We start from the raw sequence: 15,838 nt of genomic DNA on the forward strand, positions 1-15,838 counted from the left end.
GGAAGGCATAGATGTCTGGACTGTTGATCGCGATCGCCGGCGGTGTGCTGCTGATCGTGCTGCTCGTGGTGTTCATCCTGTCCCGGATCAAGGTGGCCGGGCCGAACGAGGCGTTCATCATCACCGGCCGCAAGGGCAAGGTGACGCAGGGGCTGGACGGCACCAGCAGCACCGATCTGTCCGGTCAGAAGGTCGTGATGGGTGCGTCGGTGTTCGTGCTGCCGGTCGTGCAGAAACTGCAGTCGCTGGACCTGTCCAGCCGCCGCATCGACGTCGGCATCAAGGGCGCGGTGTCGAAGCAGGGCATCCGGGCCGAGCTGCACGGTGTGGCGATCGTGAAGGTCGGCGGCACCGAGGACGCGATCCGCGCGGCCGCCCAGCGGTTCCTGCACCAGCAGTCGGAGATCGAGGACTTCACCCGTGAGGTGCTGGCCGGTGCGCTGCGGTCGATCGTCGGCCGGCTCACCATCGAGGAGATCATCCGGGACCGGGCGGCGTTCGCCAGCGCGGTCGCCGAGGAGGCCGAGCACTCGATGACCAACCAGGGTCTGGTGCTCGACACGTTCCAGCTGCAGGACATCCTGGCCGAAGGGTCGTACCTGCAGGATCTGGGTCGCCCGGAGGCGGCGCGGGTGCTCAAGGACGCGGCCATCGCCGAGGCCCGGGCCCGGCAGGCCGCCGAGCAGGAGCGGCTGCTGGCCGAGGAGGCGATCGCCGAGGCGAACCGGAACCTGTCGCTGAAGCAGGCCGCCATCCAGGCCGAGATCGACGCGGCGAAGGCCCAGTCGGCGGCGGCCGGTCCGCTGGCGCAGGCCGAGCGGGACCAGAAGATCCTCGCCGAGCAGCAGAAGGTGGCCGAGCAGAACGCCGAGCTCAAGCAGCGTCAGCTGGACACCGAGGTGCGTAAGCCGGCGGACGCCGCCCGGTACCGGGTGGAGCAGGAGGCCGAGGCGTCCCGCAGCGCCGCGGTGCTGCACGCCGACGCGCAGCGGCAGGCCACCATCGCCGGTGCGCAGGCGCAGGCCGAGCAGGCCCGCCTGACCGGTGAGGGTGAGCGGGCCCGGCGGGCCGCGCTGGCCGAGGCGCACGCGATCGAGGGTGCCAAGGAGGGTGAGGCGGAGCAGCGGCGTCGTACCGCGATCGCCGAGGCGATCGAGCGGGAGGGCGCGGCCGAGGCCGCGGCGATCCTCGCGAAGGGTCAGGCCGAGGCCGAGGCGATGGCCAAGAAGGCCGAGGCGTTCGCGGCGTATGGCGACGCGGCCGTCATCGATCTGCTGGTGAAGGTGCTGCCGCAGGTCGTCGAGGCGGCCAGCGCCCCGCTCGGCAACGTCGACAAGCTGACCGTCATCTCGACCGACGGGGCGACGTCGCTGACCAAGTCGGTGGCCGGCAACGTGGCGCAGGGTCTGCAGATCGGCACCGACCTGACCGGGATCGACCTGACCGGGCTGCTGGCCCGGCTCGGTGGCACGAAGGTGAACGGCGACAAGCCGGCCGTCGAGGGTCAGATCCAGGGCTGAGTGAGCTCACCCGGCCGGCAGGCACTTGCCGGTCGGGTTGTTCTCCAGCCGGAGCTGGGTGAAGTCGGTTCCGGCGAGTTTGAAGGCGAACACCAGGCGGTCCTTGCGGCAGGTTTCGGCGGCGTCGTCGATGGCGTGGCCGTTGGCCCTGATGATGATCTCCCCGGCCTTGACCTCCAGGCCGGTGACCCAGGGCCGGCGCAGTTCCGCGGTGGGGCTGCTGAGCAGGGGTTGATCGATCCGCCAGGGCCGCTGGGCCGGGGACGAGCCGTCGAAGACCTCGACCGTCGAGCTTTCACAGGCGCGGGCGACGAGCGCGTCGGCGATGCCGTCCCCGGTGACGTCGGCGGTCACCACCTGCTGGATGACCGGTTCCTTCGACTTGTCCTCGCACGGCAGCACGAAGGTGTCCCAGTCGGCGTCCTTTCCGGCGCCCGCGAGGTTGCCGGCCGGTCCTTCCGCCTCCGGCAGCTCGGACGCGGAGGACGGCGACGGGGTGGGCGCCGGCTCAACCTCAGGGGCGGTGCAGCCGGCCAGCAGGATCAGCGCCACAAAGGGGACAAACCTCATGAATCATAGACTAGGGGTGAGGACCAGTCCGCTCGTCGGAACGCCGGTTCCCGCGGTGACCAGCACCGGGCCGTCACCCGGCACCTGGTTGACCGCGGTCCCACGGACCTGGCGGACCGCCTCGGCGATGCCGTTCATGCCGTGGATGTAGGCCTCCCCCAGCTGTCCGCCGTGCGGGTTCACCGGCAGGCGGCCGCCCATCTCGATCCCGCCGTCGGCGATCAGGTGCCGGGCCTCACCACGACCGCAGAAACCCAATTCCTCCAACTGCAGGAGGACGTACGGGGTGAAGTGGTCGTAGAGCACCGCGGTCCGGATGTCGTCCGGCCGGTATCCGGAGCGCTGCCACAACTGGCGGGCCACCACCCCCATCTCCGGCAGAGCGCCCATGTCCGGCCGGTAGTAGCTGGTCATCACGTACTGGCCGGGCCCGCTGCCCTGCGCCGACGCCGCGACCACCGCGGGCGGCCGGGCCAGGTCACGGGCGCGCTCCAGCGAGGTCACCACCACGGCGACCGCGCCGTCGCTCTCCTGGCAGCAGTCGAGCAGCCGCAGCGGCTCGGAGATCCACCGGGACGCGCGATGGTCGTCGAGCGTGATCGGCCGGCCGTGGAACCACGCGTGCGGGTTGGTCGCGGCGTGCCGCCGGGCCGCCACCGAGACCCGGCCGAAGTCGTCGGCGGTCGCCCCCGAGTCGTGCAGGTAGCGGCGGGCCACCATGGCCACCTGCGCGGCCGGGGTGGCCAGGCCCATCGGCGCGTGCCAGCCGGTGTCCGGGTCGGGCGACGCGTAGGCCTGTCCGAACCGGCGGCCGGACCGCTCGTTCAGGGCGCGGTAGCAGACCACCACGTCGGCCAGCCCGGCGTCGACCGCGAGGACCGCCTGCTGCACGACCGCGCACGCGGCGCCACCGCCGTACCCGATCCGGGTCAGGAAGGTCAGCTCGTCGATGCCGAGTTCGCGGGCCACGGCGATCTCGCTGCTGTTGTCCATCGTGAAGGTGACCAGGCCGGACACGTCGGCGGGACGCAGGCCGGCGTCGTCCAGGGCGGCACGGATCGCCTCGACGGCCAGGCGTAGCTCACTGCGGCCGGAGTCCTTGGAGAACTCGGTGGCGCCGATCCCGGCGATCGCGGCGGTCACCACTGCACCTGCACGGTTCCGGTGACGTGCACGCCGTTCGCGGTCCGGCCGAGCACGTCGACCCGGTCACCGAACACCTGGCCGGTGAAGGTCAGGGTGTCGTAGGCGAGGCACGGCGTACCCAATCGGATCCGGATGCCCTTGATCGTGACCGAGGAGCCGAGCCGGTCGGTGACGAAGCGCTGGACCAGGCCGGTGGTGGTCAGGATGTTGACGAAGATGTCGGTTCCGCCGAGGCGGACGGCGGCGTCCCGGTCGTGGTGGACGTTCTGGAAGTCACGGGTCGCCAGGGCCGTGCTGACGATCATCGTGGGGGTGACGTGCAGCTCCCACGGGTCCAGGGTGGGCACGTCGGGGCGCCAGACCGGCAGGCCCGCGTCGAACGTGACCCGCACCGGGTCGCCGATCTTCGGGCGCGGGCCGCGGTACTCGGCGACCATCCGGACGCCTTCGGCGAGATCGACCAGCCCGATGGTGTACGGGGCACGCCGCCCCGGGACCGGCGGGTGATGGTGGACGACGTAGCTGTGCATCGTGCCGGTGCCCGCGGCCACGGTGTGCTCCTGCTTGAAGGAGCCGCAGGCGGGGCAGGCCGGGCCGGGCGGATGACGCAGAGCCTGGCACTCGCCGCAGCGCTGGATCCGGAGTTCGCCGGCGCCGACGCCCTCCCAGAAGAACGCGTTGTCGGCGGTGATCACCGGCTGGATCGGCTCGGCTCCGGCGGTCTCCGGTCGCGGCTCCGGCCGGTAGCGCAAGATCCGAAAGGTCATCTCCGCGACCAGCTCATCCCCGACGAGCCATCTCGTGGCGGTGGTGATGAACCAGCCCTCACCGAGCGCGGTCCGCTTGGGGCCGACCACCGACTCCAGTCGACTGCGGACGGTGATCTCCTCACCGACCCGCAGGTAGCGGTGGTAGGTCTGCGCGGAATCGGTGGCGACCACGGCCCGGTATCCCGATCTCTCGCACAGATCGGACACCGACTGCAGTGGATCGTCGAGCGACGGCGGCGCCAGGCCACGCATCGTCCAGACCTGGATCATCGCGGGCGGCGCGGTCCCGTCACTCTCGTAGAGCGGATTCGCGTCCCCCATCGCCTCCAGCCACGACCTGATCATCGGCAGGTTGACCGGATCCCGCCCCGGCTTCGCCGCCGTCTCCCCCGCGTCGATCAGCCGCTGCGCCGCTTCCGTGATCATCCGTACCTACCTCGGGACTCTCGGCAGGCCCAGGCCCGCGCTCGCGATGATCTCCCGCTGGATCTCGTTGACGCCGCCGCCGAACGTCAGCACCAGATCCCGCCGCTCGTGCACGTCGAGCCAGTCGAGCAGCTCAGCGGTCGCCGGATCACCCGGATCGCCGTGACGGGCGACCACCTCGGACAGTTCCTGGCCGAGCCGCAGCAGCCGCTCGGACGAGAAGACCTTCGTCGCCGACGCGTCCGCCGGGCTCGGCGCCGCCCCGGCGACCTGCCAGTTGAGCAGCTCGTTCACGCGGCGTGCGGCGTGGGTGCGGGCCAGGGCGCGGCGGACGTCCGCGTGTTCCTCCACCCCGGCGGCGTACGCCCACTCGCGCACCCGATCGAACAGCGCACCCATCCGCCCGGCCGGGCCGAGCATGACGCGCTCGTGGTTGAGCTGGGTGGTGATCAGCCGCCACCCCTCGCCCTCGCCGCCGACCCGCCGCGCGACGGGTACCCGCACCCCGCTGAGATAGGTCGAGTTGACGTGATGTGTTCCGTCACAGGTGATGATCGGTGTCCACGAGTACCCCGGATCCCGGGTGTCCACGATCAGGATCGACAGTCCGCGGTGCCGTTGCGCCGACGGATCGGTCCGGCAGGCCAGCCACAGGAAGTCCGCCTCGTGCGCCCCGGTCGTGAACGTCTTCTGCCCGTCCACCACGTACTCGTCGCCGTCCCGCACGGCCCGGGTTCGCAGCGCCGCGAGATCGGTGCCGGCCTCCGGTTCGGTGTAGCCGATCGCGAAATGCAGCTCCCCGGCCAGGATCCGGGGCAGGAACTCCCGCCGCTGCTCCTCGGAACCGTGCGCGAGCAGGGTCGGCGCCACCGTCTGCAACGTGACGGCGGGTAGTGGCACGTCGGCTCGGGCCGCCTCGTTCACGAAGATCTGCTGCTCGGCGTGGCCCAGTCCGCGTCCGCCGTACTCCGCCGGGAATCCGAGCCCCAGCCACCCGTCGCGACCGAGGCGGGACACCAGGTCGCGGAACGCGGCGCCATGCCGTTCCCGCAGCAGCACGACCCGCTCCGCGGGCGTCAAGACCTTGCGGAGGTACGACCGGAGCTCGTCCCGCAGCCTCGTCTGATCGTCGGTCAGTTCGATGAACACAGGCGCTCCCCCAGCACGGTCAGCCGGTACTCGCCGCCGCCGAGGAACCGGACCAGGTCCCGGATCAGCGCGGTGTGCCGGTGCAGCGGGTAGTCGACCGACAGCCCGAGCCCGCCGTGCAGGTGGTGGCAGGTGCGGGCGGCCGGTGGCGCTTCGGCGGTGAGCCACTGGGCGGCGATGTCGAGGTCGTCGTCGGCGTCCCGGCCGGCACTCAGCCGCCAGACCGCACTGGTCACCGCGAGATGCAGGGTGCGGCTCGCCACGTAGACGTCGGCGATCTGCTGCGCGACGGCCTGAAAGGTGGCGAGCGGCTTCCCGAACTGCTCCCTGGTCCGCACATGCTCCGCGGTCAGCGCGAGGGCTCCGGCCAGCGCCCCGTCGCCGAGCGCACAGGCCCCGGCGATCGCGAACCGATGCAGATCGGCGTGACAATCCGCGCCATCCCGCAGCGCCGCGCCGCCGCTCTCCCCCACCGCGCTGCTCTCCCCCGCTTCGCCGCCGCGCTCTCCCGCCGCGCCGCGCTCCCCCACCGCGCCGCTGTGCTCTCCCGCCGCGCCGCCGCCCAGGGGTTGGGCCGGGGCGTTGTTCAGGTACAGGATTCCGCCGGTCAGGGTGGCGCCCGGGCCCGCCGGATCGATGATCACCACGGCCGGGCCGGCGACCGTGACCAGTAGGCGGTCGGCGGTGATGACGCCGGTCTTGACGCCGGTCACCGTTCCGTCGGGGGCGACCGTGGTGCGCGGGGCGGCCGGTAGCGGATTTCCGGGCTCGGCGATCGCGGCGCCGAGGGTGCGGCCGGTGAGGAGCTCGTCCTGTTGAGTCCGGGTGCCCCAGCGGGCGACGGTCAGGACACCGAGCGCCAGATGGTGGAGGGCGGGGACGTCGACGGCTCGGCGGCCGACCTCGGTGAGCACGAGCGCGGTCTCCAGCACGCCGAGCCCGGCCCCGCCGAGGCGCTCCGGAACGGCGAGCGCGAGGAGCCCGGCCTGACCCAGATCGGCCCACGGCTTGTCGCTGGAGTCCAGCACCTCGGCCGCCAGACGGGTGATCGCCTCCTGCGTCTCGTCCACCCGAAAATCCATGAGACTGATTAGAACATGTTTCAGTTTGTGCTCGCCAGCGCCGGGCGACACAGGGACGCAACGCGACGTTGCTAGGCTTGATTCATTAGAAAGGGGCGACCATGGCTGTCAAAACGGGCACTGCAGCAGCGAGAACGAGTACTACAACGCGCAGCGCTCTCGCGGGCGCCGAGGTCGAGCAGGGTTCGGCCGCGCAGCGTGATCGGCGGCGGCGGATTCTGGAGGCGACGCTCGCCCTGGCGTCCAAGGGCGGTTACGACGCGGTGCAGATGCGCACCGTCGCGGAGCGGGCCGGGGTCGCCCTGGGCACGCTCTACCGCTACTTCCCTTCGAAGATCCACCTGCTCGTGTCGGCACTCGCCGCCGAGTTCGAGACGATCCAGGAGAAGCTCGGGCGCAAACCCATTCCGGGCGATACTCCGTACGATCGGATGATCTTCGTTTTGGGTCGGATGACCCGGGCCATGCAGCGGGAACCGCTGCTCGCCGAAGCCATGACGCGGGCCTTCATGTTCGCCGACCCGTCGGCGTCGGCCGAGGTCAACGCGGTGGCGCGGCTGATGGAGGAGATGTTCACCCGCGCGATGCACGAGGGTGACGACGTCGAGCCCTCGGCCGACGACCGCGCGAAGGCCCGGGTGATCGGCGACGTCTGGCTGTCCAACCTGGTCGCCTGGGTGACCCGCCGAGCCTCGGCCAACGACGTGGTCAACCACCTGGAGTTGGCCACCCGCCTGCTCCTGCACTGATCAGGCCCACCCGGCGGCTCAGGCCCACCCGGCGGCTCAGGCCCACCCGGCGGCTCAGGCCCACCCGGCGGCTCAGGCTCGCTCGGCTGTGTTCCACCCGCCCCTCACCCGCGGTGATCCTGATCGCCGCGGGTGGGAGGCGGAGCGAATGGGGTGGAGGCCGCCGGGGTCAGGCGATCAGGGCGGTCAGCTTCTCCAGGGCCTGCTTCGCGGCCGGGCCGGCCTGTTTCTCCAGCATGGCGGCCATCGGGCCGTTGAGGGCCGGACCGACGAACTCCATCTCGTAGGTGATCTTCGAGCCGGCGCCGTCGGGTTCGATCAGGAAGCGGTTCTTGGCCTTGACGCCCATCGGGCCGTCGCCGGCGGTCTCGAAATGGTTCGGGGCGTCCGCGGTGACGACCTTCCAGGCCATCTCGGCGGGCATGCCCATCAGCTTCACCTTCTGTTTGTACGTGGCGCCCTCCGTCACCGCGGCCGGCAGGTCACCGGTGAAGCCCTGGTGCATGCTGTTCCACTCGGGGGTCCGGGGCAGGTCGGTGATGACCTGCCACACCTTGTCGGGCTCGGCCGCTGAGTTCGCCGAGACGCTCACCTTGGGCATTTTGACTCCTCCTGTGGAGCGCGGACTGTTGAGCGCGGATGTCGAAGGCGGATCGTTGAGGGCGGATCGTTGAAGGCGGATCGTCGAGGGCGGATCGTCGAGGGCGGATCGTCGAGGGCGGATCGTCGAGGGCGGATCGTTGAAGGCGGATCGTTGAAGGCGGGCTACTCAGGGTGGGTCGGTCAGGCGCCGGCCGCGAGGTCGAGGCCGGCCACGTGGCCGAAGGTCATCGCCGGGCCGAGGGTCGATCCGGCGCCCGCGTAGCTGTGGCCCATCACGGCGGCGCTGGCGTTGCCGGCCGCGTACAGGCCGGGGATGACCGTGCCGTCCGGGCGCACCACCCGGGCGCGGGCGTCGGTGACCAGGCCGCCCTTGGTGCCGAGGTCGCCGGGCACGATCTTGAAGGCGTAGTAGGGCGGTAGCCACAGCGGCGCGAGGCACGGGCTGGGTAGGTTCGTCGGGTCGGCGAAGTAGGCGTCGTACACGCTGTCGCCACGGTGGAAGTCGGGGTCACGACCGGCCCGGGCCTGTCCGTTGAACCGGCTGATCGTCGCGCTGAGCGCCGCCGCCGGTACGCCGATCTTCGCGGCCAGTCCGGCGAGCGTCCAATCCTTGACCAGGGCGCCTGAGGTGTACCAGTCGTCGGGGTAGGGCAGCATCGGGGCCAGGTCCTTGAACAGGTACCGGTTCCGGTAGTCCTGGTCGGTGATCATCCAGCAGGGGATGTGCCCCTTCTGGTACATGGTGTGCACGACGTCGCTGTAGGGCGCGGCCTCGTTGACGAACCGTTTGCCGGCCTGGTTGACGAAGACCGTGCCGGGCAGGGTGCGCTCGGACAGGCAGAACCACGGCTCGCCGGGCAGCGGGATCATCGGCCCCCACCACGCGTCGTCCATCAGCCCGAGCGCGGCCCCGACCCGTTCACCCGCCTCGATGCCGTCGCCGGTGTTGGAGTCGGCGCCGATGGTCCAGTCGGTGCCGATCGGTGCGGCCTGGAACTGCTTGCGCATCCGCTCGTTGTGCTCGAACCCGCCGCTCGCGACGACCACCCCGCGCCGGGCCCGGATCAGCGTCTCGGCACCGTCGTGGGTGGCCAGCACCCCGGCGACCCGGCCGCTCTCGACGTGCAGGTCGAGCAGCGGGGTGTCCAGCCAGACCGGCACACCGGCCGCGATCAGACCGGCCCGCAGCCCACCGGCGAGCGCCTGGCCCATGGTGACGGGTTTCTGGCCCTGGGCGGCGGCCTGCAGGTAGCGCCAGACGATCTCGGACGCGACGGCGAGCCCGCGCGGGTGCCGGGCGATCAGCGACAGCCACTTGTAGTCGACCGTGTAGACCACCGTTCCGGCCGGGCTGGCCTGGTAGGGGCCGTTGAGGTGGGCCAGCTCGTCGCCGAGGACGTTGGCGTCGAGGGCTCGCGGCTCGATCGAGCGGCCGTTCGGCATGCCGCCGGGCAGCTCGGGATAGTAGTCGGGGTAGCCCTCCATCCACGCGAATCGCAGCGGGGTCCACTTCTGCAGGTAGGCGATGGCGCGTGGGCCGTACGTGAGGAAGGCCTGTCGACGGGCGGCGGGCACCTCGGGACCGACCACGGCGGCCAGGTAGGTGTCGGCCTTGGCGAACGTGTCGGGCACTCCGGCGGCGAGCAGGACGTCGTTGTTCGGCACCCAGATCCCGGAGCCGGACCGGGCCGACGATCCACCGTAGACAGACGCTTTTTCGATGAGAACCGTGTTCAACCCGGAACGGGCTGTCGTCAGCGCGGCCGTCATGCCGGCGGCGCCGGCACCCACCACGACCACGTCGTATTCCACGGTGACCGGCATGGCATCCCCATCCGCTGGGTCGTTTACCCCTCCGCAATAACTAGAACAGGTTATAGCAGTGTGATGAGATTCACTAGGTCCGATGGCGCCGCGTATAGCAGCCTGTTGCTGTGAGCGAGATCGAGAACGGCCATGGATTGCAGCGCCGCCGGGAGGCCATCACCGGGCTCGGCGACGCGCTGCGGCTGCTGATCGAACAGGCGACGGCCACCGAGGCGCCCACCGCGGAACTGCTCCGGGCGGCCGAGTTGATCCGGCAGGCGGCGGCACCGCTCGGCGAGCGGGTGCGGAGCCGTTTCGAGACCGCGGCCGCCGACGACCTGCTGGGCGGGGTGCGTCTCTACAACCCGGTGACCGGGGGCGGCAGCGCCTTCGCACCGCCGCTGGAGATCCGCCGGGACGGTGACACGGCGGTCGGTGTCTGCACGCTGGGCCGGGCCTTCGAGGGACCGCCCAGTTTCGCGCACGGCGGGGTCAGCGCCATGCTGCTCGACCAGATGCTCGGCTACGCGTGCGGGGTCGCCGGTCATCCGGGGATGACCGTCCGCCTGGACACCGGCTACCGCCGACCGGTGCCGCTGTACACGCCGTTGCGGCTGACGTCCCGGGTGGCCGGGATCGACGGGCGGCGGATCACCGCGACCGGCACGATCGCCACCGCCGACGAGCCCGGCGACGTGCTGGTCGAGGCGACCGGGGTGTTCGTGGCACTACGAGCCGAGCAGGCCCGGAGACTGTTCGGCCCGGTGATGGGCGAGGCCCGGTAGGCGGTTCGCCTACTCGACGACCCGGCGCATCAGGTCGTTCTCGGTGGTCGTGGCCCCACCGGTCCGGGCCAGGGCCCGTTCGCGCAGCTCAGCCGGGAGGCCGGTGCGCTCGGACAGCCAGGTCACCCAGGCCGGGAGCAGGGCCAGCAGTTCGTCGGCGTCCTCCCGGTACTCCTCGCGGATCTGGTGCGACACCGACTCGACCCGGTGCGGGGAGCAGGTGTCGAACAGGGCGCGGGCGAGGATCGGCCACGAGTCGAACATCTCCTCGGTCAGCGCCTTCAGGTTGGCCGGTTCGGGACCCTCGGCCCGTGTGCGCCACCACGTGACGAACCGCTCGGGGCCCAGGTCCAGCGCCGTCTCCGGGACGTTCATGGTGAGTACCGGCGGCAGATCCAGGACCGCCTCGGCCAGGCGGCGGCAGCGGTGGTACTCGGTGAACTGCTCGGCCGACTCCCCGCCCAGCGCGGAGACCTCGTCCGGTTTCGGCAGCAGATCGAGGAGCAGCCCGAAGTCGTCGATCCGGCGCCACGACGTGCCGCCGGCCGCGAACGCGCCCACCCCGACCTGCCATGCGGCCAGGGCCTCCTCGGGCGAGGCGTAGAAACCGGCGTGCACCGCCACCGGGACGAAGGCGCACGCGTCGATGTCCCACAGGTACCAGCGGACCGGCCCCTCCGGGGTGGCGAACGGGGCGAGCACGGCGAACCGGCTGCCCCAGCGGTCCCGGGTCCAGCGAACCTCACCGGCGACCTGCGGGTCCGGAGCGTCCAGGCCGGTCCGGTCCAGCGCGGTGGACGGCAGGATGGCGGCCAGGGCGGCGAGCACCCGCCGGGCCGCTTCGTCGTCGCCGGCGTCGAGCAGCACCCCGGCCAGCGCGTCGGTCAGGTGGTCGGGTCCCACATACGCGTCGAGGGGCAGTTCGGCTAGTCCGGCGAGGAGCGGGCCGAGCCGGGCGCAGAGCTCGTCCTCCAGGGCGGTGCCGGTCTTCGGCGTGGTCATCAGCTCGGCGGCCAGCGCGACGGCGTGCGGGTGGGCCAGTTCGAGCCGCATCGCCTGGCCCTGCTCCTGACCGGCGACGATCTCGGCCAGCGACTGTGCCAGCCGCACCTGCCGGGTGTGCGCGCGGCGGCGCTCGGCCCGGACGGCGGCGGTGGACTTGGCGGACTTCTTGCGTTTACGAGAGACCGGCACGGGCCGAGAATATGTGGCGCTCCCGGCCCGGTCCTCCCGTGGTCACCCGCACGGGCGTCATCGTCCGTTATCTAACAGCGGTCCGGCCGCCACCCGTCCGGGCCGCGCAGGAACGCCTCGATCGTGTTGAATGCGGCCTGCTCGTCGGTCAGTTGTGGACGGTTCTCCGAGATCAGCGCGCCCGGGCCGTAGTTGCGGTACTCGGCGAAGCGGGCCTCCCGCCACGGCCACGTGCCGAAGTCGCTCCAGGCGAGATCGGGGATGTGGGTGCCGATCCACGATCGGCGGATGACCGTCTGGCCGATCGCGTTCGGGTCGTTGCTCGGGTGCCACGGGCGGCCCAGCAGGACGGTCCCGGCCGGGGCGTCGGAGGTGAACCGGCAGTGGTCGAAGAGCAGCCCGTGCGGGTTGGTGAGGTCGGTGCTCGGGGCGGTGACGTACCCGTTCGGGGTGGTCCCCCGGTTCAGCGAGTGGACGCGGCAGCGGTCGAACACCGCGGTGGCCCGGCCGAAGATGAAGTCGACGTCGCCCTCCACATAGCAGTCGCGCAGGTAGACCCGGGCGATCACACCGGCGGCGCTGCTGTTGACGTAGAGGGTGTCCTGGTTGGCGAGGAACCGCACCCGCTCGAAGACCAGTCGGTCGGCCCGGGTCAGGACGGCGACCGCCTGCCGGTTGGTGATCTCCGGGTGGGCCGCCTCGTCGAACAGGTTGGCGAACGTCAGGTTGCCGGCCCGGAACCCGGCACCGTCCACGGTCACCGACGCGCTGCCCGAGGTACCCCAGGTGCCGCCGGTCGGCTTGGGGGTGCCGTTGGCCCGGTCGTCGGCGATCACCACGTCCTCCGGGCGGCGGCCCAGGCCACGCAGCTCGATCTGGGTCTTGGCGGACGGGACGATCACCTGCCCGAGGTACGTGCCGGGGCGCACCCCGATGACGTAGGGCTCGGTCGCACCGGCCGGGGCGGCGTCGATGGCCGCCTGGATGCCGGTGTGGTCACCGCTGCCGTCGCTCGCCACGATCAGATCGGGCCGCCGTACACCGGCGGTGGCCGGGGCCTGCACCAGGCCGGTGGCGACGATGCCGAGGCCTGAGGACATGCCGAGGAAGGTACGCCGTCGCATACCACTCTCCTACTTCACTATGGGGATTGCGCTGGGGGAAAGCGCTTTCCTCTGCACGGTAGGGCAGGCATCGGGCAACGTCAACGAAATCTTCGGACTAGTGACAGCCGTGGATAGAGTGGGGCGATGAGCGAGCCGGTGACGCGAAGGGCCCTGTTGCTCGGTGCGGCGGGAGGGGCGGCCGTCACGGCCGTCGGATCCCCGGCCACCGCCGGATCCGCCACCGGAGTTCCACGGGTGGTGCGGGAGCTGGAGGAGAAGATCCGGGCCGGGATGGCCGCCTACGGGATTCCGGGCGTGGCCTACGGTCTGCGCCATCGGGGCCGCGACTATGTGGGCGGGTTCGGCGTCACGAACGTGTCCGCGCCGGAGCCGGTCGACGGCGACACCCTCTTCCGGATCGCGTCGACCACCAAGACCTTCACCGGTACGGCGATCATGCGCCTGGTCGAGCGGGGCCGGCTGGATCTGGACCGGACGGTGCGCGGCTACCTGCCCGGGTTCCGCACCGCCGACGAGGCGGCGTCCCGGCGGGTCACCCTGCGGCAGGCGCTGAACCACAGTGCGGGCTGGCTCGGTGACTCGTTCGTGGACACCGGTGACGGTGACGACGCCCTGGAGCGGTATGTGGCGTCGATGGCCACGTTGCCGCAGCTCACCGAGCCGGGGCGGGTGTTCGCCTACAACAACGCGGCGATCGGGGTGGCCGGGCGGGTCCTGGAGGTGGCGACCGGGCGGGTCTACGAGGACGCCCTGCGGTCACTGGTGCTCGACCCGTTGAGCCTGCGGCAGAGCGCGTTCACGCCTCAGGGTGTGCCGGGGGCGCGGGTGGCCGTACCCCATGGATTTGATCTTGAAGGGAATGTCGTGGCCGTGCCGGAGGCGCTGGCCATTCCGCGGAGCCTGCATTCCTTCGGTGGGTTGTTCTCCAGCGCGCGGGACCAGCTGCGGTGGGCCCGCTATCACCTCGGTGACGGCTCGCCGCTGCTGACGCGGCGGTCGTTGCGGGCGATGCGGTGGCGTCCGGGGCCGGCCGGGATGTTGTTCGTGGAGGTCGACGGGGCCGGGGTGACCTGGATGCTGCGGCCCACCGCGGAGGGGCCGCGGGTCATTCAGCACGGTGGTGACCTGGGCGGGCAGCACTCCGGGTTCCTGTTCGTGCCGGAGCGGGATTTCGCGCTGACCGTGCTGACCAACTCGGAGGGCGGCCCGCTGCTGGTGTCCGAGCTGTTCGCCGACGACTGGGCGCTGAGCCGGTTCGCCGGTCTGCACAATCTGCCGGCCCGGCCACGTCTGCTGTCTCCGGCCGAGCTGGCGCCCTACCAGGGGCGTTACGTCGTTCAACAGGTCGGCGTGGACGGCGTGCCGGTGTCGGTCGAGCTGGACCTGGTCGGTGTCGGTGGGCGACTGAGCGTGCGGCTCGGCGGGCAGGAGGCGCTGGTGCTGCCGTTCTACCGGCGCGACCGGGTGCTGGCATGGGCGCCGGACGGGTCGGACACGTACAGCCGGGGTGATTTCGTGCGCGACCCGGACGGCTCGGTGGGCTGGTTCCGGTTCGGCGGGCGGCTCTACCGGCGTCACCCGCTCGGGACAGCGTCGGCGCTGCGCGGCGTCCCGGCCACGATCGTGCCCGGGACGCTGCCGTACCCGCTGTCTACGACACCAGCTTGAGTTCCTTGCCGTCGGCCTTGAGCAGCAGGAACTTCGGGGTCTTGCGGGTGCCGTCGTCGTTGAAGGTCATCGGGCCGGACAGCCCGGAGTAGTCGGTGTCGCCGAGCGCGGTGCGGATCGCCTCGCGGTCGACGTTCCCGGCCCGTTTGATCGCCTCCACCGCCACCATCACGGCGTCGTAGGACTCGGCGGTCGACGGGCCGGGGTCGATGCCGTAGGCCGCCTTGTACCGTTCCGACCAGCCCTTCAGCTCGGGCATGAACTCGGGCACGAGCATCGCGGTGCCGTACACGTCGCGGCTCTCGGCCGCGGTCAGGTTCTCCAGCAGCGGCCCGTCGGTGGCGCCGTCACCGACAACGATCTTGCCGGTGAAGCCCGCGCCGCGCAGGTCCTTGATCAGCTGGTTGGCCTCGCCGTAGTAGCCGGTGTAGTAGACGATGTCGGCCTTGCTGCCGATGATCGACAGGGCGGTGCGCCGGTAGTCGGCGGCACCCTGACTCAGCTTGAGCTCGCCGGCCACCTTCAGCTTGCCGGTCTTGCGGGCGTACGCGGCGGTGGAGTCGGCCAGGGTGATCGGGAAGCTGGTGCCGTCGTGGACCACCGACAGTCTCGTGCCGTCGAGCTTCTCCATCCAGTCGACCGCGAACTCGGCCTCGGCGGTGACCGTGCCGCAGATCAGGAACAGGCTGTTGTAGCCGGGATCCAGCAGGTCGGTGGAGTTGGCCAGCGCGATGATCATCGGGACGCCGGCGTCGTGGAAGATCTTCAGGGTGGGCACCATGGCACTGCTGCAGTAGCCACCGACAAAGGCCGCCACATCCTTCTTGACCACGGTCTGGGCGGCGGTGACGGCGGTTCCGGGGTCACAGGCGTCGTCCTCGGCCACCAGTTCGACCTGCCGGCCGAGCACCCCGCCGGCCGCGTTGACCTCGGCCACCGCCAGTTTCGCGGCGTTGACCATCGCCTCGCCGGAGGAACTGTTGCGGCCGCTGATGGGCGCGAGGCTGCCGAGCCGGATGGGTTCGCCGGCTGCGGCCGAGGAACCTCCGCCGGTCTGCGGTGTGGCGTCCTCTCCGCCGCAGCCGGACAGGCCGGCCAGCAGCAGGAGAGCGGTCAGGACGGCGGCACTTGCGGGGCGTGACACGAGCGGCTCCGATCGGTGGTCTCTACGGTCCGATCGACGTGGGCGCGCCAAACCTGAACGGGTTTCCTTGAACACGTGATCCGGCTGCCGACAGACAGG

14 protein-coding genes and 1 pseudogene are annotated in these 15,838 nt (G+C 71.2%); 4 read left to right on the forward strand and 11 right to left on the reverse strand.

Annotated features, from left to right (window positions below; translation table 11 throughout):
• Positions 1 to 11 precede the first annotated feature (11 nt).
• Positions 12 to 1,520, forward strand: a complete 1,509-nt coding sequence (locus Q0Z83_RS32450; protein WP_317787040.1) for a flotillin family protein — start codon at positions 12 to 14, stop codon at positions 1,518 to 1,520.
• Between the two features lie 6 nt (positions 1,521 to 1,526).
• Here Q0Z83_RS32450 and Q0Z83_RS32455 read toward each other — a convergent pair whose 3' ends face one another.
• From Q0Z83_RS32455 to Q0Z83_RS32480, 6 genes and pseudogenes are all read right to left on the reverse strand, one after another.
• The gene (locus tag Q0Z83_RS32455; protein ID WP_317787041.1) at positions 1,527 to 2,090 is read right to left on the reverse strand and encodes a hypothetical protein; all 564 of its coding nucleotides are present in this window, start codon (positions 2,088 to 2,090) and stop codon (positions 1,527 to 1,529) included.
• A 3-nt stretch (positions 2,091 to 2,093) separates the two neighbouring features.
• Positions 2,094 to 3,233: a lipid-transfer protein gene (locus Q0Z83_RS32460; RefSeq protein WP_378079143.1), complete on the reverse strand. Its 1,140-nt coding sequence runs from the start codon at positions 3,231 to 3,233 to the stop codon at positions 2,094 to 2,096.
• Positions 3,230 to 3,541 carry a hotdog family protein gene (locus Q0Z83_RS32465; RefSeq protein ID WP_317797174.1) on the reverse strand — a complete coding sequence of 104 codons (312 nt, stop codon included), beginning with the start codon at positions 3,539 to 3,541 and terminating at the stop codon, positions 3,230 to 3,232. Before Q0Z83_RS32465 ends, Q0Z83_RS32460 begins: the two co-directional genes overlap by 4 nt.
• A 48-nt stretch (positions 3,542 to 3,589) precedes the next feature.
• Positions 3,590 to 4,432 (reverse strand): annotated as a pseudogene (locus Q0Z83_RS32470) (bifunctional MaoC family dehydratase N-terminal/OB-fold nucleic acid binding domain-containing protein); the annotation flags it as partial.
• 6 nt (positions 4,433 to 4,438) lie between these two features.
• Positions 4,439 to 5,581: an acyl-CoA dehydrogenase family protein gene (locus tag Q0Z83_RS32475; RefSeq protein WP_317787043.1), complete on the reverse strand. Its 1,143-nt coding sequence runs from the start codon at positions 5,579 to 5,581 to the stop codon at positions 4,439 to 4,441.
• Positions 5,566 to 6,663, reverse strand: coding sequence for an acyl-CoA dehydrogenase family protein (locus tag Q0Z83_RS32480; protein ID WP_317787044.1), 1,098 nt, complete (start codon positions 6,661 to 6,663; stop codon positions 5,566 to 5,568). Before Q0Z83_RS32480 ends, Q0Z83_RS32475 begins: the two co-directional genes overlap by 16 nt.
• Positions 6,664 to 6,764: 101 nt before the next feature.
• Between Q0Z83_RS32480 and kstR the strand changes: the two genes are divergently transcribed.
• Positions 6,765 to 7,412: a cholesterol catabolism transcriptional regulator KstR gene (gene kstR / locus Q0Z83_RS32485; RefSeq protein WP_317787045.1), complete on the forward strand. Its 648-nt coding sequence runs from the start codon at positions 6,765 to 6,767 to the stop codon at positions 7,410 to 7,412.
• 169 nt (positions 7,413 to 7,581) lie between these two features.
• On the opposite strand, the gene Q0Z83_RS32490 is transcribed toward kstR, so the two are convergent.
• Together Q0Z83_RS32490 and kstD are read right to left on the reverse strand one after the other, a co-directional pair.
• Entirely contained in the window at positions 7,582 to 8,013 is a 432-nt protein-coding gene (locus tag Q0Z83_RS32490; protein WP_317787046.1) for a type II toxin-antitoxin system Rv0910 family toxin, read from the reverse strand.
• Positions 8,014 to 8,195: 182 nt separating this feature from the next.
• Positions 8,196 to 9,839, reverse strand: a complete 1,644-nt coding sequence (gene kstD, locus Q0Z83_RS32495; RefSeq protein WP_317787047.1) for a 3-oxosteroid 1-dehydrogenase — start codon at positions 9,837 to 9,839, stop codon at positions 8,196 to 8,198.
• Between the two features lie 110 nt (positions 9,840 to 9,949).
• On the opposite strand from kstD, the gene Q0Z83_RS32500 reads away from it, so the two are divergent.
• Complete coding sequence (locus Q0Z83_RS32500) at positions 9,950 to 10,606, forward strand: PaaI family thioesterase (RefSeq protein WP_317787048.1); 657 nt, start codon at positions 9,950 to 9,952, stop codon at positions 10,604 to 10,606.
• A 9-nt stretch (positions 10,607 to 10,615) separates the two neighbouring features.
• On the opposite strand, the gene Q0Z83_RS32505 is transcribed toward Q0Z83_RS32500, so the two are convergent.
• Both Q0Z83_RS32505 and Q0Z83_RS32510 read right to left on the reverse strand, forming a co-directional pair.
• Positions 10,616 to 11,800, reverse strand: coding sequence for a hypothetical protein (locus tag Q0Z83_RS32505; RefSeq protein ID WP_317787049.1), 1,185 nt, complete (start codon positions 11,798 to 11,800; stop codon positions 10,616 to 10,618).
• Between the two features lie 71 nt (positions 11,801 to 11,871).
• Positions 11,872 to 12,924 (reverse strand): pectinesterase family protein, encoded by a 1,053-nt coding sequence (locus Q0Z83_RS32510; protein ID WP_317787050.1) that lies wholly within the window; start codon positions 12,922 to 12,924, stop codon positions 11,872 to 11,874.
• 126 nt (positions 12,925 to 13,050) lie between these two features.
• Between Q0Z83_RS32510 and Q0Z83_RS32515 the strand changes: the two genes are divergently transcribed.
• A complete protein-coding gene (locus Q0Z83_RS32515; RefSeq protein WP_317787051.1) occupies positions 13,051 to 14,595 on the forward strand; it encodes a serine hydrolase domain-containing protein in 1,545 nt (514 codons plus the stop codon).
• Here the strand turns inward: Q0Z83_RS32515 and Q0Z83_RS32520 are convergent.
• The gene (locus tag Q0Z83_RS32520) at positions 14,579 to 15,739 is read right to left on the reverse strand and encodes a branched-chain amino acid ABC transporter substrate-binding protein (protein WP_317787052.1); all 1,161 of its coding nucleotides are present in this window, start codon (positions 15,737 to 15,739) and stop codon (positions 14,579 to 14,581) included. The two genes, Q0Z83_RS32515 and Q0Z83_RS32520, sit on opposite strands and share 17 nt — an antisense overlap.
• Positions 15,740 to 15,838 lie beyond the last annotated feature (99 nt).

Source organism: Actinoplanes sichuanensis (assembly GCF_033097365.1).
GTDB classification, from domain to species: domain Bacteria; phylum Actinomycetota; class Actinomycetes; order Mycobacteriales; family Micromonosporaceae; genus Actinoplanes; species Actinoplanes sichuanensis.